Source organism: Ruegeria sp. AP12 (genome assembly GCF_056540025.1).
In genome coordinates this window covers 79,931-104,395 of the sequence record NZ_JBQFVZ010000004.1, presented here as the reverse complement: position 1 = coordinate 104,395, position 24,465 = coordinate 79,931, and the positions used below count along the sequence as shown (strand labels likewise).

The window sequence follows — 24,465 nt, the reverse complement described above, 5'->3', positions numbered from 1 at the left end:
TCAGTGCAACACGGTATCGCGGGTGACGCGGAACCGGTTACGCTCTTGCCGGTCCTGGCGCGGTGACGCCCCGAATTGTTCTGCATAGTGGCGCGACATGGCGGTTGGGTTGGTGTAGCCGATGGCATGGGCAATAGATGTCAGGGAATCCTGCGTGTAGATCACCAATTGCCGTGCCGCACGCAGGCGCAGATGCCGGTAATACTCTGCCGGGCTTTGATCCAGCGCCTGACGGAAGCAGCGTTCCAGATGTCGCGAGGACACACCGACCTGGCGTGCAACATCGCGCGTGGTCAGTGGAAATTCCAGATTGTCGGCAAATAACCGGACCGCACGGGCCACGACTTGCGGCAGATGATCGGCGGTTTCGTCGGTTTGAAAGGTTGGCGTTTTTTGCGGGATATTGGGGCTGCGGATCGCGGGGTGCTGGAACCAGCAGGCGACCTCGGTCATCGTGGCCTCACCCAGCATGGCTTCGACCATGTGCAAGGACAGATCAAAGGCCGAGGCCGCGCCGGATGCGGTGCAACAGCGCCGGTTCACCGCGATCACGTCATCGGTTACGGCAATCTGGGGAAATTCAGCCTCGAACGCCGTACGGTACAGCCAATGGACCGAGCAGGTCTGCCCCTGCAAAACGCCCGAGCGGGCCAGTGGGAACACCCCGCCGCTGATCGCGCCCAACCGTGTGCCATGACGTGCGAGATAGCGCAATTGCGCCGTAACCTCGGCGGGCGCGCTGAACTGGCCATCGGGTTCGGACAGGACAATCAGAAGATCGACATCCCGCAATGCTTTCAGGGCGCACTCGGTCTGAAACGGGATACCCGCGCTGGCGGTAACGAGGCCTGCGTCTTCGGAACACAGCACCCAGGAAAACACCTGTTTGCGCGCGATTTCATTGGCGGCGCGCAACGGTTCGATCACCGAGGTCAGACAGGCCATCGGAAAGCCGGGCAGCAGCAGGAAGCCAACCGAAATCCGGTCTCGCCCGTCGAAATCAAGATCCTTCAAAGGGGCCGATAACTGGTGCATGTCAGCTTCCGTTGCAGGGAATTTCGATATACTATGGGGAAAAATACTTTCCTGACAAGAGTGGCTACACAAATCAGGGTCTCGTGTGCCATGGTTGGCAGAACCACCCTCAGGGATCAAGGGAATAGCAGTGGCGCAGGCCGAAACGACCGATGACAAGCTGACATTGTCGCAGGACCCGCACAGGGTTCGGGACAGCGGTGAAAAGAATCTGGAAACGGCAATCGGGCGCGAAATCAAGGCGTTGCGCCTGCAGCAAGGGACAACGATTGCCGAATTGTCCGGGTTGACCGGCCTGTCGATCAGTATGTTGTCCAAAATCGAGAACGGGGCGACCTCGCCTTCCCTGACAACCCTCCAGTCTCTGGCCGATGCGCTGAGCACGCCGATCACATCGTTTTTCCGACGTTATGAAGAAACCCGCAACGCGGTGCACACCAAATCGGGCGAAGGGGTCGAGACCGAGCGGGCCGGCACGCGGGCCGGGCACCACTATACCCTACTGGGTCATTTGGGGGCCAATGCCAGCGGTGTCGTGGTGGAACCCTACCTGATCACGCTGACCGAGGAATCCGACCGCTTTCCGACATTCCAGCATGACGGGATCGAGATGCTGTATCTGCTGGAAGGCGAAGTGGATTACCGTCACGGGGACAGCATTTATTCGATGAAGCCGGGCGACACGCTTTTCTTCGATGCCGATGCCCCGCACGGGCCAGAGGGTCTGGTGAAACTGCCTGCAAAATACCTGTCGATCATCTCGTACCCGCAGACAAGCTGACCATTTTCATCATTGGTGTCGTCGAAACCGGGCTGCTTGAGTGCTGCGCCGGACCGTGGGCCTATTCCTGTTTTGCGGATTTTCCTCTCAGGAATATTTATTTCTCAGTATTGTTTTTCACATCCCGGCCTGTTAGCGTCAGATTCGACGAAATTTCAGAGGACCAAAGCGGATGTGTGGAATTGTCGGTCTGTTTCTCAAGGACAAGAGTTTGGAGCCTGAACTGGGCTCGATGCTGACGGATATGCTGGTCACGATGACGGACCGGGGACCGGACAGCGCTGGGATTGCAATCTATGGCGCCGAGTCCGATGGGACAGCAAAGCTGACGGTGCAATCGGATGCGCCGGATGAAGACTTTGCAACGCTGGCCGCCGATCTGGGCGAGGCGATTGGCGCGCAGGTTTCCTTGCAGGCCAACGACACGCATGCGGTGCTGCAGATGGACGGTGCCAAGGTCGAACAGGCCCGTCAGGCCGTGCACGAACTGCGCCCCGGTCTGCGCGTGATGTCGGACGGCGCGGCGATTGAGATTTACAAGGAAGTTGGCCTGCCACGAGATGTGGCCGACCGGTTCAACCTGTCGACCATGGGCGGCAGCCACGGCATCGGACACACGCGGATGGCCACCGAATCCGCTGTGACCACCGAAGGCGCGCACCCTTTCAACACCGGCTCGGATCAGTGCCTGGTGCATAACGGCTCGCTTTCGAACCACAACGCGTTGCGACGCAAGCTCAAGCGTGAGGGCGTGCGGGTGGAGTCGATGAATGATACCGAAGTTGGCGCGGCCTATCTGACCTGGAAGATGCAGAACGGGGCCACCTTGGGTGAGGCGCTGGAAAGCAGTCTGGAAGATCTCGATGGGTTCTTTACCTTTGTTGTCGGTACCAAGGACGGGTTCGGCGTGGTGCGCGACCCCATCGCCTGCAAACCGGCTGTGATGGCCGAGACCGATCAATATGTGGCCTTCGGCAGCGAATACCGCGCTTTGGTCAACCTGCCGGGCATCGAAGACGCCAAGGTCTGGGAACCCGAACCCGCAACCGTCTATTTCTGGAGCCACTGAGATGCAGACTTACGATGTTGCAGAAAACGGCCTGCGCGGTTTGAATTCGACCCTTCAGGCCCAAAGCGTTGACACCAACCAGACCAGCTGGGAGGTCCGGAACCCCAAGGGCAGCCACGCCATTGCCGTGGGGCTGGACGCGCCCATCGAGGTGACGGTCAAAGGGTCCACCGGTTATTACTGTGCGGGGATGAACCAGCAGGCGACCATCAAGGTCGAAGGCTCGGTTGGTCCGGGCGTGGCCGAAAACATGATGTCGGGCACCGTGATCGTCGAAGGCGACGCCAGCCAATATGCCGGGGCAACCGGGCATGGTGGTTTGCTGGTGATCAAGGGCAATGCCAGCTCGCGCTGCGGGATCTCGATGAAAGGGATCGATATCGTCGTGCATGGCAATATCGGTCATATGTCGGCCTTCATGGCGCAGGATGGCAATCTGGTTGTCTGCGGCGATGCGGGCGATACGCTTGGCGACTCGCTGTACGAGGCGCGGTTGTTTGTGCGCGGCTCGGTCAAAAGCCTTGGGGCGGACTGCATCGAGAAAGAGATGCGGCCCGAGCACCTTGAATTGTTGGCCGATCTGCTGGACCGCGCCGGAGCGGACGCCAACCCGGAAGAGTTCAAGCGGTACGGCTCGGCCCGTCAGCTTTACAATTTCGACGTCGACAACGCGGCTGCTTACTGAGGATATGGGTATGAAAGACACAGATCACGCCATCCCCCGCACCATGCCGATCCAGTCGGCGACCTTTACCAACCCGATCAATGCCGAAATCCGGCGGGCGGCGGCGACCGGCATCTATGACATTCGCGGTGGCGGTGCCAAACGCAAGGTGCCCCATTTCGACGACCTGCTGTTTCTGGGTGCCTCGGTCTCGCGCTACCCGTTGGAAGGCTACCGCGAACGCTGCGATACCTCGGTGACGCTGGGCACGCGCTTTGCCAAGAACCCGATTCAACTGGACATCCCGATCACCATTGCGGGCATGAGCTTTGGTGCGCTGTCCGGCCCGGCGAAAGAGGCTCTGGGCCGCGGCGCATCCGCGGCGGGGACGTCGACCACCACCGGTGACGGCGGCATGACACCCGAGGAACGCGGCCATTCGTCCAAGCTGGTTTATCAGTACCTGCCCTCGCGCTATGGGATGAACCCGAACGATCTGCGCAAGGCGGATGCGATTGAAATCGTTGTGGGGCAGGGCGCAAAACCCGGCGGTGGCGGCATGTTGCTGGGCCAGAAGATCAGCGACCGCGTGGCCGAGATGCGCACCCTGCCGAAAGGCATCGACCAGCGCTCGGCCTGTCGTCACCCGGACTGGACCGGCCCGGACGATCTGGAAATCAAGATCCTTGAACTGCGCGAGATTACCGGCTGGCAGGTTCCGATCTACGTCAAGGTTGGCGCGACCCGGCCCTATTACGACACTGCGCTGGCGGTGAAGGCCGGGGCCGATGTGGTAGTGATGGACGGGATGCAGGGCGGCACTGCCGCAACGCAGGATGTGTTCATCGAGCATGTGGGCCTGCCGACGCTGTCGTGTATCCGCCCTGCCGTGCAGGCGCTGCAGGATCTGGGTGTGCACCGCGAGGTGCAACTGGTGATCTCGGGCGGTATCCGCACCGGCGCTGATGTGGCCAAGGCTATGGCATTGGGCGCAGATGCGGTGGCCATCGGGACTGCGGCTTTGATCGCCTTGGGCGACAATGACCCGAAATGGGAATCCGAGTACCAAAAGCTGGGCACCACCACCGGGGCTTATGATGACTGGCACGAAGGGCAGGACCCTGCGGGTATCACCACGCAGGACCCGGATCTGGCCGCGCGGCTGGACCCGGTCGAAGCGGGCCGCCGGTTGCGCAACTACCTGAAGGTGATGACCCTTGAGGCGCAGACCATCGCGCGCGCATGTGGCCATAATCACCTGCACAATCTGGAGCCCGAGGATCTGTGCGCCCTGACGATGGAGGCCGCCGCCATGGCGCGCGTCCCATTGGCGGGCACCGACTGGTATCCCGGCAAGGCCGGGTTCTGAACTGCAAGCGAAATGAAGGCGCGGCCCAAACGGGCGGCGCCTTTCTTCTTTTGAACCAACAGGGAAAGGAAGGCCGACCATGACGACAGATCTGGCAGCTTTCGCCAAGGAAAAAGGCGTCAAATATTTCATGATTTCGTTCACCGATCTGTTCGGTGGGCAACGGGCCAAGCTGGTCCCCGCGCAGGCTATTGCGGATATGCAGGAAGAGGGCGCAGGTTTTGCCGGGTTTGCCACCTGGCTGGATATGACCCCGGCGCATCCCGACATGCTGGCGGTGCCCGATCCGTCCTCGGTGATCCAACTGCCCTGGAAGCCCGAGGTCGCCTGGGTCGCTGGCAATTGCGTGATGGAGGGCGAGGACGTCGCCCAGGCCCCGCGCAACGTGCTGCGCCGCCTGATCGACGAGGCCGCCGACATGGGCATGCATGTCAAAACCGGGATCGAGGCCGAGTTCTTCCTGCTGACGCCCGATGGCGAGCAGATCAGCGATCCGTTCGATACGGCCGAAAAGCCTTGCTACGACCAGCAGGCGGTGATGCGCCGTTATGACGTGGTACGCGAGATCTGCGACTACATGCTGGAACTGGGTTGGGGGCCGTATCAGAACGACCACGAGGACGCCAATGGCCAGTTCGAAATGAACTGGGAATTTGACGATGCCTTGCGCACCGCCGACAAGCATTCCTTCTTCAAGTTCATGACCAAATCGGTAGCGGAAAAGCACGGCTTCCGCGCCACCTTCATGCCGAAACCGGTCGAGGGGCTGACGGGCAATGGCTGCCATGCCCACATCTCGGTCTGGGATGCGCCGGGCGCGGATGCAAAGACCAATGTGTTTGCCGGTGAGGGTGACGGTCCGACGGGCGAGGTCGGTCTGAGCGAACAGGGAAAACATTTCCTCGGCGGCATCATGAAGCACGCAAGCGCGCTGGCGGCGATCACCAACCCGACGGTGAACTCGTACAAACGCATCAACGCCCCGCGCACCATGTCGGGTGCTACATGGGCTCCGAATACTGTCACGTGGACCGGCAACAACCGCACCCACATGGTCCGCGTCCCAGGACCGGGCCGGTTCGAACTGCGTCTGGCCGATGGCGCGACAAACCCCTATCTGCTGCAAGCGGTGATTATCGCGGCGGGCCTGTCGGGCATTCGGTCCAAGGCCGATCCGGGCCGCCGCTATGACATCGACATGTATGCCGAGGGCCATACGGTGACCGACGCACCCAAACTGCCGCTGAACATGCTGGACGCGCTGCGCGACTACGACAAGGATACCGAGCTGAAAGCTGCAATGGGCGACGAGTTTTCAGCCGCGTTTCTGAAGATGAAACATCAGGAGTGGAACTCGTTCGTCAGCCATTTCTCGCGTTGGGAGAAAGAACACACGCTCGATATCTGAGGTTCATCGCCCTTTCCGAAACAGAAAAAGGCCGGGCTGTTTCGCAGTCCGGCCTTGCAGCATGGCGGAGCTCGTACGCCTCAGACGCCTTCTATCAGCGCAATATCCGCCTGACATGCATCCCGACGCCTCTCCCGCGCCGCGCGGTATTCGTCAGAGGCATAGCAGGCGCGGGCGTCCTCGATGCTGTCGAACTCGATGATCACCCGGCGTTGCCATGGGTGTCCTTCCAGCGTTTCGGCCTCGCCCCGGGCCAGGAACCGCGCGCCGAATTTCTGAAAGGCCGCAGGGGCGATATCCTGATAGCCCTTATAGGCCTCGGGGTCGGTGACGGTGACGTTGGCGATCCAATAGGCTTTGGGTTTTTCACTCAACTTGGTTTCTTTCATCTGATGCAAACAGCCGTTCGGCGATTTTGGTGGTGTCGTCCAGATGCCGCTCGACCGCTGCGCGGGCGGCGACCGGGTCGCCCGAAGTAATGGCGTCGCAGATCTGTTCCATATGGGTCAGGCCGGGCTGATCCCGATCGTCCGAAGACAGGGTCATCATGCGCAGCCTGCTGATCCGACCATTCAGGCGCTGAACGATATCCCAGGCGATGTAGTGACCCGCGCCATCGAAAATCTCGGAATAGAAATCCGCCGTGGCGCGGAACAGGGCACCCGGTGCCTTGTTCTCAAACCCGCGTCTGAGATGGTCCAGCGCCTGTCTCAGCGCGTCTGTGCGTTCGGGCGTGATATTGCGCGCGCAGTATTCCGCGGCGGCAGTTTCGAGCATGCGGCGAATATCGTAGATCTGGCGCGCATCCTCCCACGACATGACAGCAACGATAGGTCCGCGTCCGGGCAGGATGTCTACCAGACCTTCGGCTTCGAGATAGCGAATGGTTTCGCGGATCACGGTTCGGCTGACGCCCAACTGATCGCAAAGCGGGCGTTCGACCAGCCGCTCTCCGGGTTCGAACGTGCCTTCGATGATCGCCTCGCGCATCCGTTCCTGCACCATATCGCGCAGGGTCGCAGGGGGATGATCAATCTTGGTCAGTTTGGGTTCCGTCATGGCCAGATACCTATCGGTTTGGAAGATCGCTCGCAAGGTATGATTGACAGATGGTATGATGGTATACCAAATAGATCTGCACCGAATCGTAAGGAGCAGAACCATGCCCGCCGAAATCCGAAAGACCCTGTTGCATGTGGAAAACACGCTGATCGAAGGGGGAAAGGTGGCCGAGACGCCGTTGAAGATGATCGCGGCCGTTGCGGTGATCCGGAACCCGTGGGCGGGGCGCGGTTTCGTTGAGGACCTGAAGCCCGAGATCCACGATTGCGCGCCGGGTCTGGGCAAACTGCTGACCGATATGGTGCTGCAAGCCGCAGGCGGGGGCGACATGGTCGAAGGGTACGGCAAGGCCGCCATTGTCGGAGTGAATGGTGAGGTCGAGCATGGCTCGGCCCTGATCCACACGCTGCGGTTCGGCAATTTCTATCGCGAGGCGGTCGGGGCCAAATCCTATCTGGCCTTCACCAATACCCGCGGCCCGGCAAATGCGTCGATGCAGATCCCGCTGATGGACAAGAACGATGGCGGCAGGCGCAGCCACTATCTGACCATTCAGTTGCAAGTGGCAGACGCGCCCGCTCCGGATGAGATCATGATCGCGCTGGGGGCATCCATCGGGGGTCGTCCGCATCACCGTATTGGCGACCGCTATCAGGACCTCAGGGAACTGGGCCATGACATCGACAACCCTGCAGCTGTCTGAGCCCTTTGGGCAGGTTGCCTGTCGCGAGGCGGGCCTGTCTCATGCCGGGAAGGCCCCTCCTGTGGTTCTGATTCACGGGGTCGGCATGCAATCGGCGGCCTGGGGGCCGCAGATTGAGGCACTGTCGGAAACGCATCACGTGATCGCGCTGGATATGCCGGGGCATGGGGGCAGTGACCGCATCCCTTCGGGGTCGGGACTGCCGGTGTTTCTGGACTGGTTGCTGGCCGTTCTGGATGCACTGAGGGTTGAACGGGTCAGTTTGGCCGGGCATTCCATGGGGGCCCTGATTGCAGGCGGGTTTGCCGTGTGTCACCCGGACCGGGTGGCCCGCGTGGCCTTGCTGAACGGTGTGTTCTGCCGCGACGCCAAAGCCAGCAAGTCCGTGATCGAACGGGCCGAACTGATCGGAACCGGGTCCTTCGATCTGGACACGCCCCTGCGCCGCTGGTTCGGGGACACACCGACCGACCGCGCCGCGCGGGGCCACGTGGCGCAATGGCTGTCGGAGGTGGATATTGACGGCTACGCGACCGCCTATGGCGCGTTTGCGCGGGGTGATGCGCTGTATGCTGACGGGTTCGGCGGGATCAAATGCCCGTTGCTGGCGCTGACCGGGCAGGACGATCCCAACTCGACCCCCGCAATGTCGCAAGCGATGGCAGAGGCTGCACCATACGGGTGCGCGGTTATCATCGAAAACCACAGACATATGGTAAACCTGACCGCACCGGACGCGGTGAACGCTGCGCTGACGGACTGGTTGCACATGCCATCTGAACAGGGTGAACTGACATGATTGAATTTGACCCGAACACGCTGAACAACCCGCGCGCCCTGCGCAATGCCTTCGGCACCTTCATGACCGGCGTGACCGTTGTGACGGCCCATGACGATGCGGGCAACCCGTTGGGCTTTACCGCGAATTCCTTCACCTCGGTCTCGCTTGATCCGCCTTTGGTTCTTGTCTGTCTGGCCAACATCTCCAGCAATTATGAAACCTTCGCCAATACATCGAAATTCGCGATCAACATCCTGTCCGAGGCACAGATCGCGCTGTCCAATACCTTTGCCCGCCCGGTCGAGGATCGGTTTGCGAGTGTCGACTGGGAACCCGGCCCGCATGGCTCGCCCATTCTGGGGGGTGTCTCGGCGTGGTTCGATTGCGCCATGCACAGAACCGTCGAAGCGGGCGATCATCTGATCCTGATTGGTCAGGTCAAAGCCTTTGATCAGGATATCGCGCCGGGCCTGGGATACGCGCGCGGGGCCTATGTCACACCGGCTGCCGAGGCGAGGGCGCTCAGCAAACGCTCGGACATGGTGGTGTCGGCCCTGATCGAGCGCGACGGGAAGATCCTGCTGCAGGACGATGGCAACGGCTATTTGACCATTCCCAATACCGACGATGTCGCGGGCGGCGCAAACGCGGCTCTTGCCCGATTGATTGCCGACAGCGGCGTGAATGCGGAGCCCGGCTTTATCTATTCCGTCTTTCAGGACGACGCGCGCCAGCAGCAGCATATCTCGTTCCTGTGTCAGGCCGACGGCGGTGAACCGGTGAATGGGGTTTTCACAGAAATTAGCCCGCTCACATTGATGGATGTGTCGGACCCGGCCCTTTGCACCATGCTTGAACGGTTCGCGGCGGAAAGTCAGATCGGGAATTTCGGGGTGTATTACGGCAATGAGGTGAGCGGGCGGGTCAAGCCTCTCACCGGGGGAGTTAAGCGGACATGAAATTCTCACTCTTTGCGCATATGGAGCGGATCTCGGAGGATCAGGACCAGAAGCAGCTGTATGACGAGTTCATCCAACTGTGCAAAATCGCCGATGAGGGCGGGATGCACGCGGTCTGGACGGGCGAGCATCACGGGATGAATTTCACCATCGCCCCAAACCCGTTCCTGAACCTGATCGACGTGGCGCGCCATACCAAAAATGTGCGTCTGGGCACCGGCACCGTGATTGCACCGTTCTGGCACCCGATCCGTCTGGCCGGTGAGGCGGCGATGACCGATATCATCACCGAGGGCCGTCTTGATTTGGGAATCGCACGCGGGGCCTACAGCTTTGAATACGAACGTCTGATGCCCGGCATGGACGCCTGGGAAGCCGGCCAGCGGATGCGCGAGCTGATCCCGGCGGTGCAAAAGCTGTGGCTGGGCGACTATGCGCATGAGGGCGAGTTTCACCAGTTTCCCAAGACCACCTCGGCCCCGCAGCCGGTTCAGAAAGACGGCCCGCCGATCTGGGTCGCGGCGCGCGATCCCAACAGCCACGAATTTGCTGTATCGCATGGGTGCAACGTGCAGGTGACGCCGCTTTGGAACGGCGATAACGAGGTTGAAAGCCTCATGGTCAAGTTCAACGACGCCTGCGCCAAGTTTCCTGATGTAGCACGGCCCAAAATCATGTTGTTGATGCACACCTATGTGGCCTCGAATGACGCGGACGTGAAACAGGCGGCGGTCGAGCTGAACCGGTTCTACAACTATTTCGGGGCCTGGTTCATGAACAAGCGCGATATCTCGCAGGGCCTGATCGACCCGCTGAGCGAAGATGAGATTGCCGCGCATCCCTTCTATACCCCGGAAAACATGGAGCGTGATCTGGTCATTGGCACAGTCGACACCGTCATCGACCGGCTGCGCCGCTATCAGGCGCTTGGCTATGATGAGTATTCCTTCTGGATCGACTCCAGCATGCCGTTCGAGCGCAAGAAAGCCTCGCTTGAGCGGTTTATCAAAGACGTCATGCCGGCGTTTCAATAAAGGGGTGCCATAAGATGCAGCAGTTTCAACAGTATATCGATGGCGCTTTTTCGGATGGGGCGACACAGTTCGACAGTCTGGACCCGGCCACCGGAAAGGTTTGGGCAAAAATGCCCGAGGCCAATGCGGATGATGTCAATCAAGCTGTTGAGGCCGCGGATCGTGCGTTTTTTGCGCCAGAATGGGCCGGGATGACGGCCACTGCCCGTGGCAAGTTGCTGGCCCGGCTGGCGGATCTGATCGCCGAAAACGCCCCGCGTCTGGCCGAGCTGGAAACCCGCGATACCGGCAAGATCATCCGCGAAACCTCGGCCCAGATCGCCTATGTCGCTGATTATTATCGGTATTACGCCGGGTTGGCCGATAAGATCGAAGGCGCGCATTTGCCCATCGATAAACCGGATATGGAGGTCTGGCTGCGCCGTGAACCCATCGGGGTTGTGGCGGCGGTGGTGCCCTGGAACTCGCAACTGTTCCTGTCGGCGGTCAAGATCGGCCCCGCCTTGGCGGCGGGCTGTACCGTGGTGCTGAAAGCGTCCGAAGAGGGGCCCGCGCCGATGCTGGAATTTGCCCGCATCTTCGATCAGGCCGGATTCCCCAAGGGTGTTCTGAACGTCATCACCGGTGGACCGGTGGTAGGGGCAACGCTGACCAGCCACCCGAAAGTGGCGCATGTCGCCTTTACCGGCGGGCCGGAGACCGCGCGCCATATTGTGCGCAATTCGGCTGAGAATCTGGCTTCAACCTCGTTGGAACTTGGCGGCAAATCCCCGTTCATCGTGTTCGAGGATGCCGATATCGAAAGTGCCGTGAATGCACAGGTGTCGGGGATATTCGCCGCAACGGGCCAAAGCTGTGTGGCCGGGTCGCGGCTGTTGGTGCAGGCCACGATCAAGGAGGAATTCCTCGCCCGTCTCAAGGACAAGGCCGAGGCCGTTGTGATCGGTGCCCCCGACGACATGGCGACCGAGGTCGGGCCGCTGTGCACGCTGCGTCAGCGGGGCAATGCGGTCGACCTGATCCAGCGGTCTGTCGCGCAAGGGGCCAAGCTGATAACCGGCGGGCAGCCGATTGACCGCGACGGGTTTTTCTTTCCTCCGACCATTCTGGATTGTTCCGACGTGCCGGACGCCGACAGCCTGACCAACGAGTTTTTCGGTCCGGTCCTGTCGGTTGTTGCGTTCGAGACCGAAGCCGAGGCCATCGCCATCGCCAACAACACCCAATTCGGTTTGGCCTCGGGCCTTTTTACACAGAACCTGACGCGGGCGCATCGTATGATCCGTGCCATCCGCGCGGGGATTGTCTGGGTGAACACCTACCGCGCCGTCAGCCCGATTGCGCCGTTTGGGGGCCACGGTCTGTCGGGCCACGGGCGCGAAGGGGGTCTGCAAGCGGCGCTGGATTACACCAAGATCAAATCGGTCTGGCTGCGCACCAGCGATGACCCGATCCCGGATCCGTTTGTCATGCGCTAAGCGCGGCGGATCGGGCTTAGAAGTCCAGACCCAGATCGATAGTCCGATAGGAATGGGTCAGCGCGCCGGAGGATATGAAATCCACGCCGGTCGCTGCAATGGCTGCCACCGTTTCGCGCGTGACATTGCCCGAGGCTTCAGTGACCAACCGACCGTTCACCAGCGCGACTGCCTCGGCCAAGGTTGCAGGCGACATGTTGTCCAGCAGCACAACATCGGCACCGCCAACCTCAAGCACTTGGGCCAATTGATCCAGCGTATCCACCTCGATCTCGACCTTCATCATGTGCGAGGCGCGGGCATGCGTCGCCTCAAGCACCGCGCGCACGCCGCCTGCCGCCGCGATGTGGTTGTCCTTGATCAGGATCGCATCCGATAGTGAGAACCGGTGGTTGAACCCACCGCCATGCAGAACCGCCTGTTTTTCGACGATGCGCAGGCCGGGCGTGGTCTTTCGCGTGCAAGTGATACGCGCGCGGGTGCCCCTGGTTTCGGCGACCAAAGCCGCTGTGGACGTTGCCACGCCGCACAGCCGCCCGGCAAAGTTCAGTGCCACGCGCTCAGCCGACAGGATCGAGGATGCCTTGCCCGTGATCTCCATCAGGGTATCGCCCTTGGCGCAACGCTGGCCATCCGCGATATGTGTCGAGATTTCCAGCGAAGGATCGACCAGACGAAACGCCAGCGCGGCGACCTGCATCCCCGAGACCACGGCATCTTCGCGCGCGTTCAAGCGGGCCGCATAGGTCGTATCTGACGGGATTACGGTCTGGGTGGTGATGTCGCCATAGGCACCCAAATCCTCCATCAGTGCCGAGCGCACCAAAGGTTCAAGGATCATGTCGGGCAGGGCCGGATGGGTCATGCTGCGTCCTTTGCAATGCGGTCCCGCAGGGTCAGCGCCTCGTTCAGCGTTAGGGCCGAGCGTTGGCCGGGGCCGGGGGTAAGGTCGGGGAAATCAGAGCGGTAATGCGCGCCACGGCTTTCCTCGCGCAAAAGCGCGGCGGCGGCGATCAGCGTGGCGGTGGCGGTCATGTTCAGAAACACGTCAGAGCCCGGATGCCGGGCCTCAAGCGCCGCGATTTCGGTCAGGGCGCGATGCAGACCGGCCTGATCGCGGACAACGCCCACATGCTGGGTCATGGCATGGCGCAATGCAGCCAGATCCGGGGTCTGTTCGGTCGCGCTGTCGGGGATAAGCGTAACATCGACCTTTGGCGCAGGCTGCCCGGACACAACGGTTGCAATGTCCTGTGCGCAGGCGCGGGCAAAGACCAGCGCCTCAAGCAATCCGTTCGACGCCAGCCGGTTCGCGCCGTGCAACCCGGTCGAAGCCGCCTCGCCACAAGCCCAAAGCCCGTTCAGCGAACTGCGGCCCGCCAGATCGGTTTCGATGCCGCCCATATGGTAATGCGCCGAGGCGGTCACCGGGATCGGATCGCGCACCGGGTCGAGACCGTGACGCAAACAGGCCTCGGTCACTGCCGGGAAATGGTCCGCGATCTGTGCGCCAATCGCCGCGCGGGTGTCCAGCGCCGGGCGCTTGCCCGTCTGTGCCTGTGTGTAGACGGCTCGGGCAACAGTGTCGCGCGGGGCCAGATCGGCATCGGGGTGAATGTCGGGCATGAACCGATGCCCATCGCCGTCGATCAGAACCGCCCCTTCGCCGCGCAGGGCTTCGGTCGCCAGCGGGGTGGGGTCTTCGCCGACGTCGATGGCGGTGGGGTGAAACTGGACGAATTCAGCGTCGGCAATCCGTGCACCGGCGCGCGCGGCCATGCCGATACCCTGACCCCGGATGCGCGCAGGGTTTGTGGTCTGGGCGTAAAGACCCGCCGAACCACCCGTTGCCAACACATGCGCAGACCCGCGCAGCAGAACGTGTGGCGCGCCTGGCGCATCGGCGCTGGTCAGATAGACACCGCTGACCTGCGCGCCGTCGCTGTCCAGCCCAACCGCCAGCGCATCTTCGATGACCTGAATCGACGGGGTTTCGCGTAGGGCCACAATCAGCGCGCGCATGATCTCGGCCCCGGCCTGATCGCCCTTGACGCGAACGACCCGCGCGGCGGAATGCGCTGCCTCGCGCGATTGAACAAAGCTGCCATCGGCGGTGCGGTCGAACCCGGTGCCCAAATCGGACAGATCAAGGATATGTTCAGGTGCCGCCTTGGTCACAAACTCGGCCACCTCGCGCAGAACCGACCCGGCCCCGGCGCGCATCGTGTCCTCGGCATGGGCCTGCGGGCTGTCCGTCCGCGCCATCGCCGCCGCAACGCCACCCTGCGCCCAGGCCGAGCTTGCGCCGGATCCAAGCGGTTCGGGTGAGATCATCACCACGGGGCAGGGGGCCAGTTTCAGCGCCGTATAGACCGCCGCCAGCCCGGCCCCGATGATCACCACACGCGGTGTCTGAACGGTTTGCATATCGCCGATCAAATACCCAACTGGCGCGACAGGTCGATCATGCGTTGCACCGACAGGCGGGCCTTGTCCGCCACTTCGGCATCCACCTCGACCTGACCGGTCATGGTATCCAGCGCGAACAGCACCTTTTCCAGCGTGATTTTCTTCATGTAAGGGCACATGTTGCAGGGGCCGACAAAATCGACTTCGGGCAGAGAATCCGCGATATTCGACGCCATCGAACATTCGGTGATCAGCAACGCCTTTTCCGGCTTCTCATCCGTGACGTATTTGATGATCCCGCTGGTCGAGCCCGAGAAATCAGCCTCGGCCACCACATCCGGCGGGCATTCGGGGTGGGCAATCAGACGCGTGCCTGGGTTCCATTCGCGGAAGTCGCGCAGATCGCTGGCGCTGTATTGTTCGTGCACGATGCATGAACCTTCCCACCAGACCACGTTTTTCTGCGGCACGTCCCGCGCCACGTTTTGGGCCAGATACTGATCCGGGGTCATGATGACGGTATGGCTGTCCTGCGCCGCAACGATCTGCGCCGCGTTCGATGAGGTACAGCAGATGTCCGAGGCCGCTTTGACCTCGGCCGTTGTGTTCACATAAGACACGACCGGCGCACCGGGATAGCGGCGTCGCATTTCCTCGACGCCTTCGGCGGTGATGGATTCCGCCAACGAGCATCCGGCTTCCATATCCGGCATCAGCACGGTTTTGTCGGGGCTTAGAATCTTCGACGTCTCGGCCATGAAATGCACACCGCATTGCACGATCACATCCGCTTCGACCTCGGTCGCCTTGATGGCCAGTTGCAGGCTGTCGCCGCCGAAATCCGAAATGCCATGGTAAATCTCGGGCGTCATGTAGTTGTGGCCCAGAATGACCGCGTTGCGCCTGGCCTTCAGATCGTTGATCGCCTTGACGTAAGGCGCGTAGATCGCCCAATCCATCGGCGACACCACACGGGACATGCGGTCGTAGATATCGCTCATGCTTTCGGCAAGCTCGGGCGAGGGGGCAAGATCATATTTTTCGGAGAGATGCGCGCGCTGCGCGGGAAGGTCGAACACGGGACTGTTTTTCTGCCTGTTAAACGCGTGGCGTTCCTCATATGGGGTCTTCAGTGGAATGACCAGCGCTCAGACAGGACGAATTTCCCAAAAATCGGATCGGGCGCAAAACAATCCGTTTTTTTGGCCCTTGTTTTGGGCATTATCGGAAATTTCCTGCCCGGTTTCGGCCCGACGCGGCCCTTTCAGGCGGCACCTGCGGGCAGCGAATCTGGTTGTCTTTTGATCCGTTCCCCCCTAGTCAGGCTTTTACCTCGGGGTGCGTGACAAAAACGCTGAGATGCCATGGGCGAACCCGTTGAACCTGAACCGGCTAGAACCGGCGGAGGGAAAGGTAACGGTTCATCCATCCTTGCCCTCTCGCCGCAATGGAGGATGACATGAAACATCTGCTGATTGCTGCGGGAATTCTGAGTGCAACAGCCGCCATGGCGGACGACAAACCTCAGCTGACCGTTTACACCTATGACAGCTTCGTCTCGGATTGGGGCCCCGGTCCCAAGGTCAAAGAGGCGTTCGAGGCCGTCTGTGATTGTGACCTGAACCTTGTTGGCGTTGAAGACGGCGCAGCGCTTCTGTCGCGCATCCGGCTTGAGGGCGAAAGCTCGGACGCGGATGTGGTGTTGGGTCTGGATACCAACCTGATCACCGCCGCCAAGGAAACCGGCCTGTTTGCGCCAAGCGCAGTGACCGCTGAATATGCGCTGCCGATCGAGTGGTCGGATGACGTGTTTGCCCCCTATGACTGGGGCTATTTCGCCTTTGTTCACAACGCGGATGCTGCGGCCCCTGCGAATTTCCGGGACCTGGCCGACAGCGACACCAAGATCATCATTCAGGACCCGCGCTCCTCGACCCCCGGTCTGGGTCTGCTGTTGTGGGTCAAGGCGGCCTATGGCGATGACGCGCCCCAGATTTGGGCCGGTCTGGCCGACAATATCGTAACCGTGACTAAGGGTTGGTCCGAGGCGTACGGGCTGTTTCTGGAAGGTGAGGCCGACATGGTCCTCAGCTATACCACATCACCCGCCTATCATCTGATTGCCGAAGAAGACGCCAGCAAGGCGGCGGCGGCTTTTGACGAAGGTCACTATATGCAGGTGGAAGTGGCCGGGAAACTGGCCGGAACCGATCAGCCGGAACTGGCAGATCAGTTTCTGCAATTCATGGTCTCGGACGCATTCCAGCAGATCATTCCCACGACCAACTGGATGTATCCGGCAGTGACTCCGGCATCGGGCCTGCCCGAAGGGTTCGATACGCTGATCACCCCCGAAAAGTCGCTGTTGTTGTCCCCGGATGAGGCCGCCGTTGCGCGGGATCAGGCGCTTGCGGAATGGCTGGGCGCGCTCAGCCAGTAAGCCCCTGGCCGGGTGTTGGCGCAGCGGCGCTTGTCGCTGCGCTGATCCTTGGGACGCTGGCCGCCGTTGCCCTGCGGGCTGATGCAGCCGGCGGGTTCGGCCCGGCGGACTGGGCCGCGTTGCGCTTTACGCTGGTGCAGGCCATCTTGTCGGCTCTGTTCAGCGCGGCCCTTGCGATCCCTGTGGCCCGTGCACTGGCCCGGCGGCGATTTCCGGGGCGGCGCGCGCTGATCGCGCTGCTGGGTGCACCGTTTATCCTGCCGGTCATCGTCGCAATCCTTGGTCTGTTGCAGGTCTTTGGTCGGGCGGGCTGGATTTCCGACGTTCTGGGCCTTTTCGGCCTGCCGCCCATACGGATCTACGGGTTGCACGGCGTCGTGCTGGCGCATGTGTTCTTCAACTTGCCGCTTGCCACACGGCTGATCTTGCAGGCGTGGCAGGAAATCCCCGCCGAGAGGTTCCGTCTGGCCGCGCAACTGGGCTGTGACGGAATGGCGATGTTCCGTCTGATCGAACTACCGATGCTGAAACGCATCCTGCCCGGCGTGCTGGCGGTGATCTTCGCGATTTGCCTGACCAGTTTTGCCGTCGCCCTGACGTTGGGAGGGGGGCCGCGCGCAACAACCATCGAATTGGCGATCTATCAATCCTTCACCTACGATTTCGATCTGGGCCGCGCCGCGCTGCTTTCCGCGCTGCAACTGGCCCTGACTGCCGCCGCTGCTCTGGCTGCCCTTCGGTTTTCGCGGGGTGACGGCTTTGGCACCGGGCTGGACCGGGCCATTCGCCGCTGGGATGGAGGGGCACCCGTCTTCGACACGTTCTGGATCATCGCCGCGGCGGCGTTTCTGCTGTTGCCGCTGGCGGCGGTCGTGATCTCGGGGATCGGCGGGATATTCGACATGCCCGCGTTGGTCTTCCGCGCGGCGCTGACCTCGGTTCTGGTGGCAGCGGTCAGTACCGCCGTTTTGCTGACGCTGGCGTTGCCTATGGCGATGGCGGTTGCAACCGGGCGACATGGCATTGTCGAAATCAGCGGCATTCTGGGCCTTGCGGCCTCACCTCTGGTGATTGGCACCGGCCTGTTCATTCTGATCCGACCGGTGATCAGCCCCACATCGCTGGCCTTGCCGGTGACCGCGTTGGTGAATGCGGTGATGGCGCTGCCGTTTGCGCTGCGCATTCTGGTGCCTGCTGCGCGTGATGTGGTCACCCGGCACGGGCGGCTGGCGCTGTCGCTGGATATGACCAGATGGCCCTTCTTCACGCGCGTCCTGCTGCCGCGTATGCGCGCGCAAATCGGCTTTGCCGCAGGGTTGGCGGCGGCGTTGTCGATGGGCGATCTGGGCGTGATCGCCTTGTTTGCCGACCCGCAGGTTGCGACCCTGCCGCTGCAGATTTACCGCCTGATGGGGGCGTATCAGATGCAGGCCGCAGCCGGGGCGGCGCTGTTGCTATTGGTGTTGTCGATGGGCGCATTCTGGCTTTTGGATCGTGGAGGGCGAGCGCATGCTGAAACTTGAGGGTTGCGTCATCGAAAATGGCGGCTTCTCGCTGCATGCGGGTTTTCAGGTCGAGGCGGGTGCCAGCGTGGCAATCATCGGCCCGTCCGGTGCGGGCAAGTCAACGCTGCTGGAGGCGATTGCCGGGTTTCGCGATCTCAGGCAGGGGCAGATCCTGTGGCAAGGCGCGCGGATTTCCGACCGCGCGCCGGGCAAGCGCCCCGTGGCGATGCTGTTTCAGGACGGAAATCTGTTCCCACATCTGACCGTCGCGCAGAATGTGGCCTTGGGCCTGCGCCCCAACGGACGCCTGACTGACGCTGAGCAGTCGCAGGTTCAGACTGCACTGGCGCGCGTGGCCCTGTCCGGGTTCGAGGCACGCAAACCGGCCGAGTTGTCCGGTGGCCAGCAAAGCCGGGTGGCTTTGGCGCGGGTTCTTGTGCAGCGGCGACAGCTACTGTTGCTGGACGAACCCTTCGCGGCCCTTGGACCCGCGTTGAAGGCAGAGATGCTGGACCTTGTCGCGGATTTGCTGGCGGAAACCGGAACGACCCTGATGATGGTCAGCCACGACCCGCAGGATGCGCGACGGATCGCAAGTCAAACCGTTCTTGTGGCCAACGGACAGGCGCATCCTCCGGCAGCGACAGGCCTGCTATTCGAAAACCCGCCGCCAGAACTGCGCGACTATCTGGGGTGATCGGTTGGCAGAAGTCTGCCCTTATCCCGATACCTGACTCAGATGCTGGCGGATCTTGGATTCGACCCTTGGACTGTGCAGGTCGAAGCTGCCGCTATTGGCAAAGAGTTCGCGCACCGAGCGGTAACTTTCAACCTTCTTCCATACAACAGGTGATGAGGTCGGCGCCCGGCCCGAAAGCGAGGCCAGATAGGACATTGTGCCAAACAACAGCCGCGATTTGTCCCTGTGTGGTTTGTTCAGTATATACAGGCTTAGCGGTGCGTCCGGTCCGCGCTCGGCATCGACGACAAACACCTGACCGGCGCGGAAGGCCGCTTTGCCATCACACCGCGTCCAACGGCGCGTCGAAGATTTCCCTTCGCTCAGCGCTTCGACAATCCGGCTGTAGACGGTCCCGTTGCGCTCATCCAAGAAGGCTACGTTGACAATCACTTTGGTCGGATCGTTGGGCGCGCGAAAGAACACCTGATACGATCCCAGAAAAGGTCGCAATCTTTGAAGATCGCCCGGAAACACGTCGATCAGCGGGTCCCGTCGTCGATCGGCTTCGGTTTTGGCCAATCGGGTGGTGTGGCGGCGCAACTCGGCCGGGTCGCCCAGCAAAATATGCTCGTCAACGCCAAAGAACCGACCGATCCGGCGCAGGTTATTGGGCGAGGGCTGACTGCGACCGCTGAGGTATTTGGCGAATTGTTGGTGGTTGATTCCGATGTCCCTGCATACCGCAGCAACCGAGGGGTGGTCGGCGCAAAGATAGCGCAGGTTCGTTGCCAGATGTTCATGCATATGCGGTTGGTCTTTCGCTTAAACTCGCTAAAGAAAGCATAATCTGGCGTTATTGTTAAGCCCATTTGGGCGCGCAATCCTTGGGCCAACGCATCCATGCCCAGGGGAGGTCAAGCAATGGATAAATTTCAGTCTGTGCGGCAACTGGAATACCGCCTGCAAATGCGTCAGGTGGACCGCCGCCAGTTCATGCGTGGGGTACTGGCAACCGGGATGACCGTCAGCGCTGCAACCTTGCTGGCTGACCGGGCAATCGCTGCGACACCCAAGAAAGGCGGCAGCATGGTCGCAGGGATCGGCCACGGCGCATCCACCGAACAACTGGATCCGGGGCAGATTTCGGCAGGCTTCCTGATCCCGTTGAGCCTGGGCATGAACGGCTTCCTGACGGCTGTTGACGCCGACAGCAATGTGCAGCCTTCGATTGCCCAATCCTGGGAAGCGTCGCCGGATGCCTCGGTCTGGACGTTCCAGTTGCGCGACGGGGTCGAGTTTCACAATGGCCGCAGCGTGACCTCGGACGATGTGATCGCGTCGATCAATTATCACCGGGGCGAGGGTTCGACCTCGACCGGTGCGCCGCTGCTGGCAGGGGTCAAAGCGGTCCGTGCCGACGGGCCGCAAACCATCGTGTTTGAACTGGAAGGCGGCAATGCGGACTTTCCGGCCATCCTCAGCGACTTTCGTTTTGCCATTCTGCCCGCCGAGGGTGACAGTATCGACTGGCAGTCGGGCATTGGCTGCGGGGCCTATCAGTTGACCGATTTCCAGCCCGGCATCTCAGCCGATCTGGTGCGTCATGCCAACCATTGGAACGATGATGTGGCCCATGTGGATGAATGGAAGCTGCTGGTGCTGCTGGATACGACCGCGCGTATGGCGGCCCTGTCGGCGGGCACCGTTGACGTTGCCGACAAGGTCGATCCGAAAACCGCCAAATTCATCTCGCGCGATCCCAATGTCACGCTGCATTCGGTGGCGGGCACCCAGCATTACTCGTTCCCGATGCTGACAAATACCGCGCCGTTTGATGACAACAATATCCGTCAGGCGATCAAATGGGGCATCGACCGGCAGGAATTGGTCGACAAAATCCTGCTGGGCTATGGCGCGGTTGGTAACGACCACCCGATCGGATCGGGCCAGAAATACTTCAACGCCGAGCTTGAGCAGAAGACGTTCGACCCCGACAAGGCGAGGTTCTATCTGAAACAGGCCGGGTTGGACTCGCTGGATGTCGAGCTTTCGTCGTCAGATGCCGCCTTCCCCGGTGCGGTGGACGCCGCGACGCTGATTTCGAACTCGGCAGCGAAATGTGGGATCAATGTCACCGTCAAACGCGAGCCCAATGATGGCTACTGGTCCGAGGTCTGGACCAAGAAACCCTGGTGCGCCAGCTACTGGGCGGGTCGCCCGGTCGAAGATCTGATGTTCTCGCTGGCGTTCCAGTCCGGCGTTGCCTGGAACGAATCCTTCTGGTCGCACGAAAAATTCGACAAGCTGCTGGTCGAGGCGCGGGCCGAGTTGGACACTGACAAACGCCGCCAGATGTATGGCGAGATGCAGGACATCGTGGCCAATCAGGGCGGCGTTGCGATCCCGATGTTTGCCTCTTACGTCTTTGCCACGCGGCCCAGCGTCGGCACGCCGGAGAAATTCGGCTCGAACCTCGATCTGGATGGCAGCAGCTTTATGGAACGCTGGTGGAAAACAGAATAGCAGCTGATCTATGCTAGTATCGTGAAAGAAAGGGGATGGCTTTTGCGGTCGTCCTCTGTCGTGTCGGGGATAGGATTCCATGAAACTCTTCATTGCAACGCTATCGACCGAAACGAATACGTTCTGCACCATGCCAACCGCGATATCGGGGTTCGAGGAGTATTTTCTGCGCCACGGCACCGCAACGCAGGAGCCGCCCAACCTGATGACCGAGGCGTTGCATCTGTGGCGCGCAAATGCAGAGGCCTTGGGGTGGCAGGTCATCGAAAGTCTGGCCGCCATTGCTGAACCTGCCGGGCCGACCACCCGCAGCTGTTATGATGCGTTAAGCAGCGAGATCCTGTCTGATCTGACCGAGTGCGGCGGCGCCGATATCATTCTGTTGCAACTGCATGGTGCGATGGTGGCCGAACATATCGAGGATTGCGAAGGCGACCTTTTGGCCCGCGCCCGTGCACTGTGCCCGAATGCCACGATTGGGGCGTCTCTGGACCTGCATTCTCATCTCACCGACAGGATGCTGCAGGCCAGCGATCTGATCGTGCATTTCAGGGAATACCCCCATGACGACGCAACCGCCTGCGCGGCTGAGCTGTTCGACCTGGCCCGGCGCGCCCATGTGGGTGAGATCGCGCCTTGCATGGCGTTTTATGACACGCGGATGGTGAATCTCTATCTGACGAAAGCGGGGGCGATGAAGGATTTCGTGGCCGAAATGGCCGCTGCTCAGACTGCGCCCGATGTGTTGTCGGTGTCGCTCAGCCACGGGTTTCCATGGGCGGATGTTGCGGATATTGGTGCGCGGATGCTGGTCGTGACCGACAATCAGCCGCAACTGGCGGTCCAACTGGCCGAGACATTGGGCCGTCGGTTTTTCGATCTGCGTCACCGGGTGACCACTGACTATCTGCCGATTGACAGCGCGCTGGATCAGGTAGGAACGCGCGCAGGGCTGTGTGTTCTGGCGGATATGGGTGACAATTCGGGCGGCGGCGCACCGGGCGACGCCACCTATCTGTTGGCCGCCATGCTGGACCGTGGGTTCAGGAATTTTGCCAGCGGGATGTTCTGGGACCCCGGCGTTGTTCGCATTTGTCAGGATGCGGGTATCGGCAGCACATTGACCGTTCGGCTGGGCGGCAAGACAGGCACGGTGTCGGGCGATCCCATCGATCTGCGGGCGACGGTCATGAATATCGCAACCGGTCTGGGTCAGCATCTGGGAACCGGGTTAGAGCCGATGGGCACCGTGGTCTGGCTGCGGCTCGACGGCCAGATCGACCTTCTGGTCAACGACCTGCGCGTTCAGGTGTACCACCCCGAAGCGTTTGAGCAGATGGGTATCCGACTGGCCGAGAAATCGGCAGTGGCGGTGAAATCTCTGTTCCATTTCTACGGCCCGTTCAGCAAAATCTCGGATCACATCCTTCAGGTCGCCAGTCCGGGCGGAACCCAGCCCGCGTTTCGTGACATCGCCCTGCACAAGCGCAAACTTCCCTATTGGCCGGCGGTCGAACACCCGTTTGTGGATGACTGCCTTGCGGATACCGGCTAACGGCCTCAGTCAACAGTTCGGGCCGACAGAATCCAGTCGCGGACACTCTGGGCCTCGGGCGTCAGGGGGCGGGATTTCGACCAGACCAGATAGAAGCCTTTGCCGGTTCTCCATGTCCATTCCGGCCGCGCGGCCAACACGCCTTGCTGCACCAGATGTTCGACGATGTGGTGCCAGCCAAAGGCAAACCCTTCGCCCGCCATCGCCGCCTGCAAAACCAATGCGTAATCGTTGAGACGCAGACCGCTGCGGGGCGTAACTTCGGATATGCCGAACGCGCTGAACCACTGATCCCACGAGGGGCGCTCGCGGATGGGTTCCTCAAGATGGATCAGGCGCTGGTTCAACAGGCCCGGCACACTACGCAAGGTCACGGCGGCGGCCATGACGCGGGGGGCGGCTACGGGGTATATAATCTCGTCATAGATCAGCTGCGCCTCGCAATCCGGCCAGTTGCCATCGCCTAGCCGCACCGCAAGACTGATGGTTTCGACGGTCAGGTCAGGCTCGCGGTCGCTGGATTGCAGGCGCAGGTCAATATCGGGGTGTTTTTGCTGGAACGAGGCAATACGCGGCACCAGCCAATAGTTGTTGAAGGCCGAAGAGGCACTGAGTGTCACGTGGTCATTGCTGGCGAACTGCCGGATCGAGGATGCGGAATGCGAAAGCATCTCGAACGCGCGGGTCACATCGGCAAACAATCGCGTTCCCGCATTTGTCAGGGTGATCCTGCGATGGCTGCGCCGGAACAGGATCACGCCAAGCGCGGTTTCCAGCTGCTTGATCGACGCGCTGACTGCCGGTTGCTGCACATTCAGCTCTTGCGCCGCTTTGGTGAATGACCCCGTCCGGGCGGCAGCTTCGAACACAACCAGATGACGGGGGGATGCGAGTTGGGACCAGAGGTTTTGCATAAATTCAGCTTATGCAAAAGATCATTCTTTTCAACCGTCACAGACGGGCGTTTGCGCAGTATGACTATGCGCGAACAAGTCGATGAGGGTTTGC

The 24,465-nt window shown here is 61.2% G+C and carries 23 protein-coding genes and 1 riboswitch; of the genes, 15 read left to right on the top strand and 8 right to left on the bottom strand.

Annotation, left to right across the window (positions count from 1 at the left end):
* On the bottom strand, window positions 1-1,035 hold the full coding sequence (locus ACR0E6_RS13175) for a GlxA family transcriptional regulator (RefSeq protein ID WP_480584146.1): 1,035 nt from the start codon (window positions 1,033-1,035) through the stop codon (window positions 1-3).
* A gap of 130 nt (window positions 1,036-1,165) precedes the next feature.
* On the opposite strand from ACR0E6_RS13175, the gene ACR0E6_RS13170 reads away from it, so the two are divergent.
* From ACR0E6_RS13170 to glnT, 5 genes are all read left to right on the top strand, one after another.
* Complete coding sequence (locus ACR0E6_RS13170) at window positions 1,166-1,816, top strand: XRE family transcriptional regulator (RefSeq protein ID WP_170622577.1); 651 nt, start codon at window positions 1,166-1,168, stop codon at window positions 1,814-1,816.
* 172 nt (window positions 1,817-1,988) lie between these two features.
* Window positions 1,989-2,885, top strand: coding sequence for a class II glutamine amidotransferase (locus tag ACR0E6_RS13165; RefSeq protein ID WP_480584143.1), 897 nt, complete (start codon window positions 1,989-1,991; stop codon window positions 2,883-2,885).
* Window position 2,886: 1 nt separating this feature from the next.
* Window positions 2,887-3,570, top strand: a complete 684-nt coding sequence (locus tag ACR0E6_RS13160) for a protein GlxC (RefSeq protein ID WP_480584140.1) — start codon at window positions 2,887-2,889, stop codon at window positions 3,568-3,570.
* 10 nt (window positions 3,571-3,580) lie between these two features.
* Complete coding sequence (locus ACR0E6_RS13155; RefSeq protein WP_170622580.1) at window positions 3,581-4,918, top strand: FMN-binding glutamate synthase family protein; 1,338 nt, start codon at window positions 3,581-3,583, stop codon at window positions 4,916-4,918.
* A gap of 79 nt (window positions 4,919-4,997) precedes the next feature.
* Complete coding sequence (gene glnT / locus ACR0E6_RS13150) at window positions 4,998-6,326, top strand: type III glutamate--ammonia ligase (protein ID WP_480584136.1); 1,329 nt, start codon at window positions 4,998-5,000, stop codon at window positions 6,324-6,326.
* A gap of 80 nt (window positions 6,327-6,406) precedes the next feature.
* Here glnT and ACR0E6_RS13145 read toward each other — a convergent pair whose 3' ends face one another.
* Window positions 6,407-6,700 (bottom strand): DUF1330 domain-containing protein, encoded by a 294-nt coding sequence (locus ACR0E6_RS13145; protein WP_480584133.1) that lies wholly within the window; start codon window positions 6,698-6,700, stop codon window positions 6,407-6,409.
* Window positions 6,693-7,385, bottom strand: a complete 693-nt coding sequence (locus ACR0E6_RS13140) for a GntR family transcriptional regulator (protein WP_480584130.1) — start codon at window positions 7,383-7,385, stop codon at window positions 6,693-6,695. The genes ACR0E6_RS13145 and ACR0E6_RS13140 overlap by 8 nt, the downstream gene beginning before the upstream one ends.
* A 103-nt stretch (window positions 7,386-7,488) precedes the next feature.
* On the opposite strand from ACR0E6_RS13140, the gene ACR0E6_RS13135 reads away from it, so the two are divergent.
* The 5 genes from ACR0E6_RS13135 to ACR0E6_RS13115 are packed head-to-tail and all read left to right on the top strand — an operon-like array spanning window position 7,489 to window position 12,343.
* On the top strand, window positions 7,489-8,091 hold the full coding sequence (locus tag ACR0E6_RS13135; RefSeq protein ID WP_480584129.1) for an amino acid synthesis family protein: 603 nt from the start codon (window positions 7,489-7,491) through the stop codon (window positions 8,089-8,091).
* Window positions 8,063-8,890 (top strand): alpha/beta fold hydrolase, encoded by an 828-nt coding sequence (locus ACR0E6_RS13130; RefSeq protein WP_480584127.1) that lies wholly within the window; start codon window positions 8,063-8,065, stop codon window positions 8,888-8,890. The genes ACR0E6_RS13135 and ACR0E6_RS13130 overlap by 29 nt, the downstream gene beginning before the upstream one ends.
* Complete coding sequence (locus ACR0E6_RS13125; RefSeq protein WP_480584125.1) at window positions 8,887-9,831, top strand: flavin reductase; 945 nt, start codon at window positions 8,887-8,889, stop codon at window positions 9,829-9,831. The genes ACR0E6_RS13130 and ACR0E6_RS13125 overlap by 4 nt, the downstream gene beginning before the upstream one ends.
* On the top strand, window positions 9,828-10,865 hold the full coding sequence (locus ACR0E6_RS13120; RefSeq protein WP_480584123.1) for an LLM class flavin-dependent oxidoreductase: 1,038 nt from the start codon (window positions 9,828-9,830) through the stop codon (window positions 10,863-10,865). The genes ACR0E6_RS13125 and ACR0E6_RS13120 overlap by 4 nt, the downstream gene beginning before the upstream one ends.
* Window positions 10,866-10,879: 14 nt before the next feature.
* Window positions 10,880-12,343, top strand: coding sequence for an aldehyde dehydrogenase (locus ACR0E6_RS13115; protein ID WP_480584120.1), 1,464 nt, complete (start codon window positions 10,880-10,882; stop codon window positions 12,341-12,343).
* 16 nt (window positions 12,344-12,359) lie between these two features.
* Here ACR0E6_RS13115 and nadC read toward each other — a convergent pair whose 3' ends face one another.
* From nadC to nadA, 3 genes are read right to left on the bottom strand one after another with little or no spacing between them, the layout of a single operon-like run.
* On the bottom strand, window positions 12,360-13,208 hold the full coding sequence (gene nadC / locus ACR0E6_RS13110; RefSeq protein ID WP_480584117.1) for a carboxylating nicotinate-nucleotide diphosphorylase: 849 nt from the start codon (window positions 13,206-13,208) through the stop codon (window positions 12,360-12,362).
* Window positions 13,205-14,770, bottom strand: a complete 1,566-nt coding sequence (locus ACR0E6_RS13105) for an L-aspartate oxidase (protein ID WP_480584114.1) — start codon at window positions 14,768-14,770, stop codon at window positions 13,205-13,207. Before ACR0E6_RS13105 ends, nadC begins: the two co-directional genes overlap by 4 nt.
* A gap of 8 nt (window positions 14,771-14,778) precedes the next feature.
* Window positions 14,779-15,831, bottom strand: coding sequence for a quinolinate synthase NadA (gene nadA / locus ACR0E6_RS13100; RefSeq protein WP_480584111.1), 1,053 nt, complete (start codon window positions 15,829-15,831; stop codon window positions 14,779-14,781).
* Between the two features lie 245 nt (window positions 15,832-16,076).
* Window positions 16,077-16,180: riboswitch (TPP riboswitch) on the top strand.
* Between the two features lie 31 nt (window positions 16,181-16,211).
* On the opposite strand from nadA, the gene thiB reads away from it, so the two are divergent.
* The 3 genes from thiB to ACR0E6_RS13085 are packed head-to-tail and all read left to right on the top strand — an operon-like array spanning window position 16,212 to window position 19,394.
* Window positions 16,212-17,192 (top strand): thiamine ABC transporter substrate binding subunit, encoded by a 981-nt coding sequence (gene thiB / locus ACR0E6_RS13095; RefSeq protein WP_170622591.1) that lies wholly within the window; start codon window positions 16,212-16,214, stop codon window positions 17,190-17,192.
* Window positions 17,168-18,715 (top strand): thiamine/thiamine pyrophosphate ABC transporter permease ThiP, encoded by a 1,548-nt coding sequence (locus ACR0E6_RS13090; RefSeq protein WP_480584108.1) that lies wholly within the window; start codon window positions 17,168-17,170, stop codon window positions 18,713-18,715. The genes thiB and ACR0E6_RS13090 overlap by 25 nt, the downstream gene beginning before the upstream one ends.
* Window positions 18,702-19,394 carry a thiamine ABC transporter ATP-binding protein gene (locus tag ACR0E6_RS13085; protein ID WP_480584105.1) on the top strand — a complete coding sequence of 231 codons (693 nt, stop codon included), beginning with the start codon at window positions 18,702-18,704 and terminating at the stop codon, window positions 19,392-19,394. The genes ACR0E6_RS13090 and ACR0E6_RS13085 overlap by 14 nt, the downstream gene beginning before the upstream one ends.
* Window positions 19,395-19,415: 21 nt before the next feature.
* Here ACR0E6_RS13085 and ACR0E6_RS13080 read toward each other — a convergent pair whose 3' ends face one another.
* Window positions 19,416-20,183, bottom strand: a complete 768-nt coding sequence (locus ACR0E6_RS13080; protein WP_480584102.1) for a helix-turn-helix domain-containing protein — start codon at window positions 20,181-20,183, stop codon at window positions 19,416-19,418.
* Between the two features lie 117 nt (window positions 20,184-20,300).
* Here ACR0E6_RS13080 and ACR0E6_RS13075 point away from each other — a divergent pair, with 117 nt between their 5' ends.
* Together ACR0E6_RS13075 and ACR0E6_RS13070 are read left to right on the top strand one after the other, a co-directional pair.
* Complete coding sequence (locus tag ACR0E6_RS13075) at window positions 20,301-21,902, top strand: ABC transporter substrate-binding protein (protein ID WP_480584099.1); 1,602 nt, start codon at window positions 20,301-20,303, stop codon at window positions 21,900-21,902.
* Window positions 21,903-21,981: 79 nt separating this feature from the next.
* Entirely contained in the window at window positions 21,982-23,457 is a 1,476-nt protein-coding gene (locus ACR0E6_RS13070; protein WP_480584096.1) for a M81 family metallopeptidase, read from the top strand.
* 5 nt (window positions 23,458-23,462) lie between these two features.
* On the opposite strand, the gene ACR0E6_RS13065 is transcribed toward ACR0E6_RS13070, so the two are convergent.
* Window positions 23,463-24,371 (bottom strand): LysR substrate-binding domain-containing protein, encoded by a 909-nt coding sequence (locus ACR0E6_RS13065; protein WP_480584093.1) that lies wholly within the window; start codon window positions 24,369-24,371, stop codon window positions 23,463-23,465.
* Between the last annotated feature and the right edge of the window lie 94 nt (window positions 24,372-24,465).

Bases quoted from the DNA above. Each gene is read 5' to 3' on its own strand.
- nadC (WP_480584117.1), bottom strand. From the start codon at position 13,208: ATGACCCATCCGGCCCTGCCCGACATGATCCTTGAACCTTTGGTGCGC.
- ACR0E6_RS13065 (WP_480584093.1), bottom strand. From the start codon at position 24,371: ATGCAAAACCTCTGGTCCCAACTCGCATCCCCCCGTCATCTGGTTGTG.
- ACR0E6_RS13120 (WP_480584123.1), top strand. From the start codon at position 9,828: ATGAAATTCTCACTCTTTGCGCATATGGAGCGGATCTCGGAGGATCAG.
- ACR0E6_RS13115 (WP_480584120.1), top strand. From the start codon at position 10,880: ATGCAGCAGTTTCAACAGTATATCGATGGCGCTTTTTCGGATGGGGCG.
- ACR0E6_RS13135 (WP_480584129.1), top strand. From the start codon at position 7,489: ATGCCCGCCGAAATCCGAAAGACCCTGTTGCATGTGGAAAACACGCTG.
- ACR0E6_RS13160 (WP_480584140.1), top strand. From the start codon at position 2,887: ATGCAGACTTACGATGTTGCAGAAAACGGCCTGCGCGGTTTGAATTCG.
- ACR0E6_RS13140 (WP_480584130.1), bottom strand. From the start codon at position 7,385: ATGACGGAACCCAAACTGACCAAGATTGATCATCCCCCTGCGACCCTG.
- glnT (WP_480584136.1), top strand. From the start codon at position 4,998: ATGACGACAGATCTGGCAGCTTTCGCCAAGGAAAAAGGCGTCAAATAT.
- ACR0E6_RS13080 (WP_480584102.1), bottom strand. From the start codon at position 20,183: ATGCATGAACATCTGGCAACGAACCTGCGCTATCTTTGCGCCGACCAC.
- ACR0E6_RS13070 (WP_480584096.1), top strand. From the start codon at position 21,982: ATGAAACTCTTCATTGCAACGCTATCGACCGAAACGAATACGTTCTGC.
- ACR0E6_RS13155 (WP_170622580.1), top strand. From the start codon at position 3,581: ATGAAAGACACAGATCACGCCATCCCCCGCACCATGCCGATCCAGTCG.
- ACR0E6_RS13165 (WP_480584143.1), top strand. From the start codon at position 1,989: ATGTGTGGAATTGTCGGTCTGTTTCTCAAGGACAAGAGTTTGGAGCCT.
- ACR0E6_RS13130 (WP_480584127.1), top strand. From the start codon at position 8,063: ATGACATCGACAACCCTGCAGCTGTCTGAGCCCTTTGGGCAGGTTGCC.
- ACR0E6_RS13105 (WP_480584114.1), bottom strand. From the start codon at position 14,770: ATGCAAACCGTTCAGACACCGCGTGTGGTGATCATCGGGGCCGGGCTG.
- ACR0E6_RS13085 (WP_480584105.1), top strand. From the start codon at position 18,702: ATGCTGAAACTTGAGGGTTGCGTCATCGAAAATGGCGGCTTCTCGCTG.
- thiB (WP_170622591.1), top strand. From the start codon at position 16,212: ATGAAACATCTGCTGATTGCTGCGGGAATTCTGAGTGCAACAGCCGCC.
- ACR0E6_RS13125 (WP_480584125.1), top strand. From the start codon at position 8,887: ATGATTGAATTTGACCCGAACACGCTGAACAACCCGCGCGCCCTGCGC.
- ACR0E6_RS13075 (WP_480584099.1), top strand. From the start codon at position 20,301: ATGGATAAATTTCAGTCTGTGCGGCAACTGGAATACCGCCTGCAAATG.
- ACR0E6_RS13090 (WP_480584108.1), top strand. From the start codon at position 17,168: ATGGCTGGGCGCGCTCAGCCAGTAAGCCCCTGGCCGGGTGTTGGCGCA.
- ACR0E6_RS13175 (WP_480584146.1), bottom strand. From the start codon at position 1,035: ATGCACCAGTTATCGGCCCCTTTGAAGGATCTTGATTTCGACGGGCGA.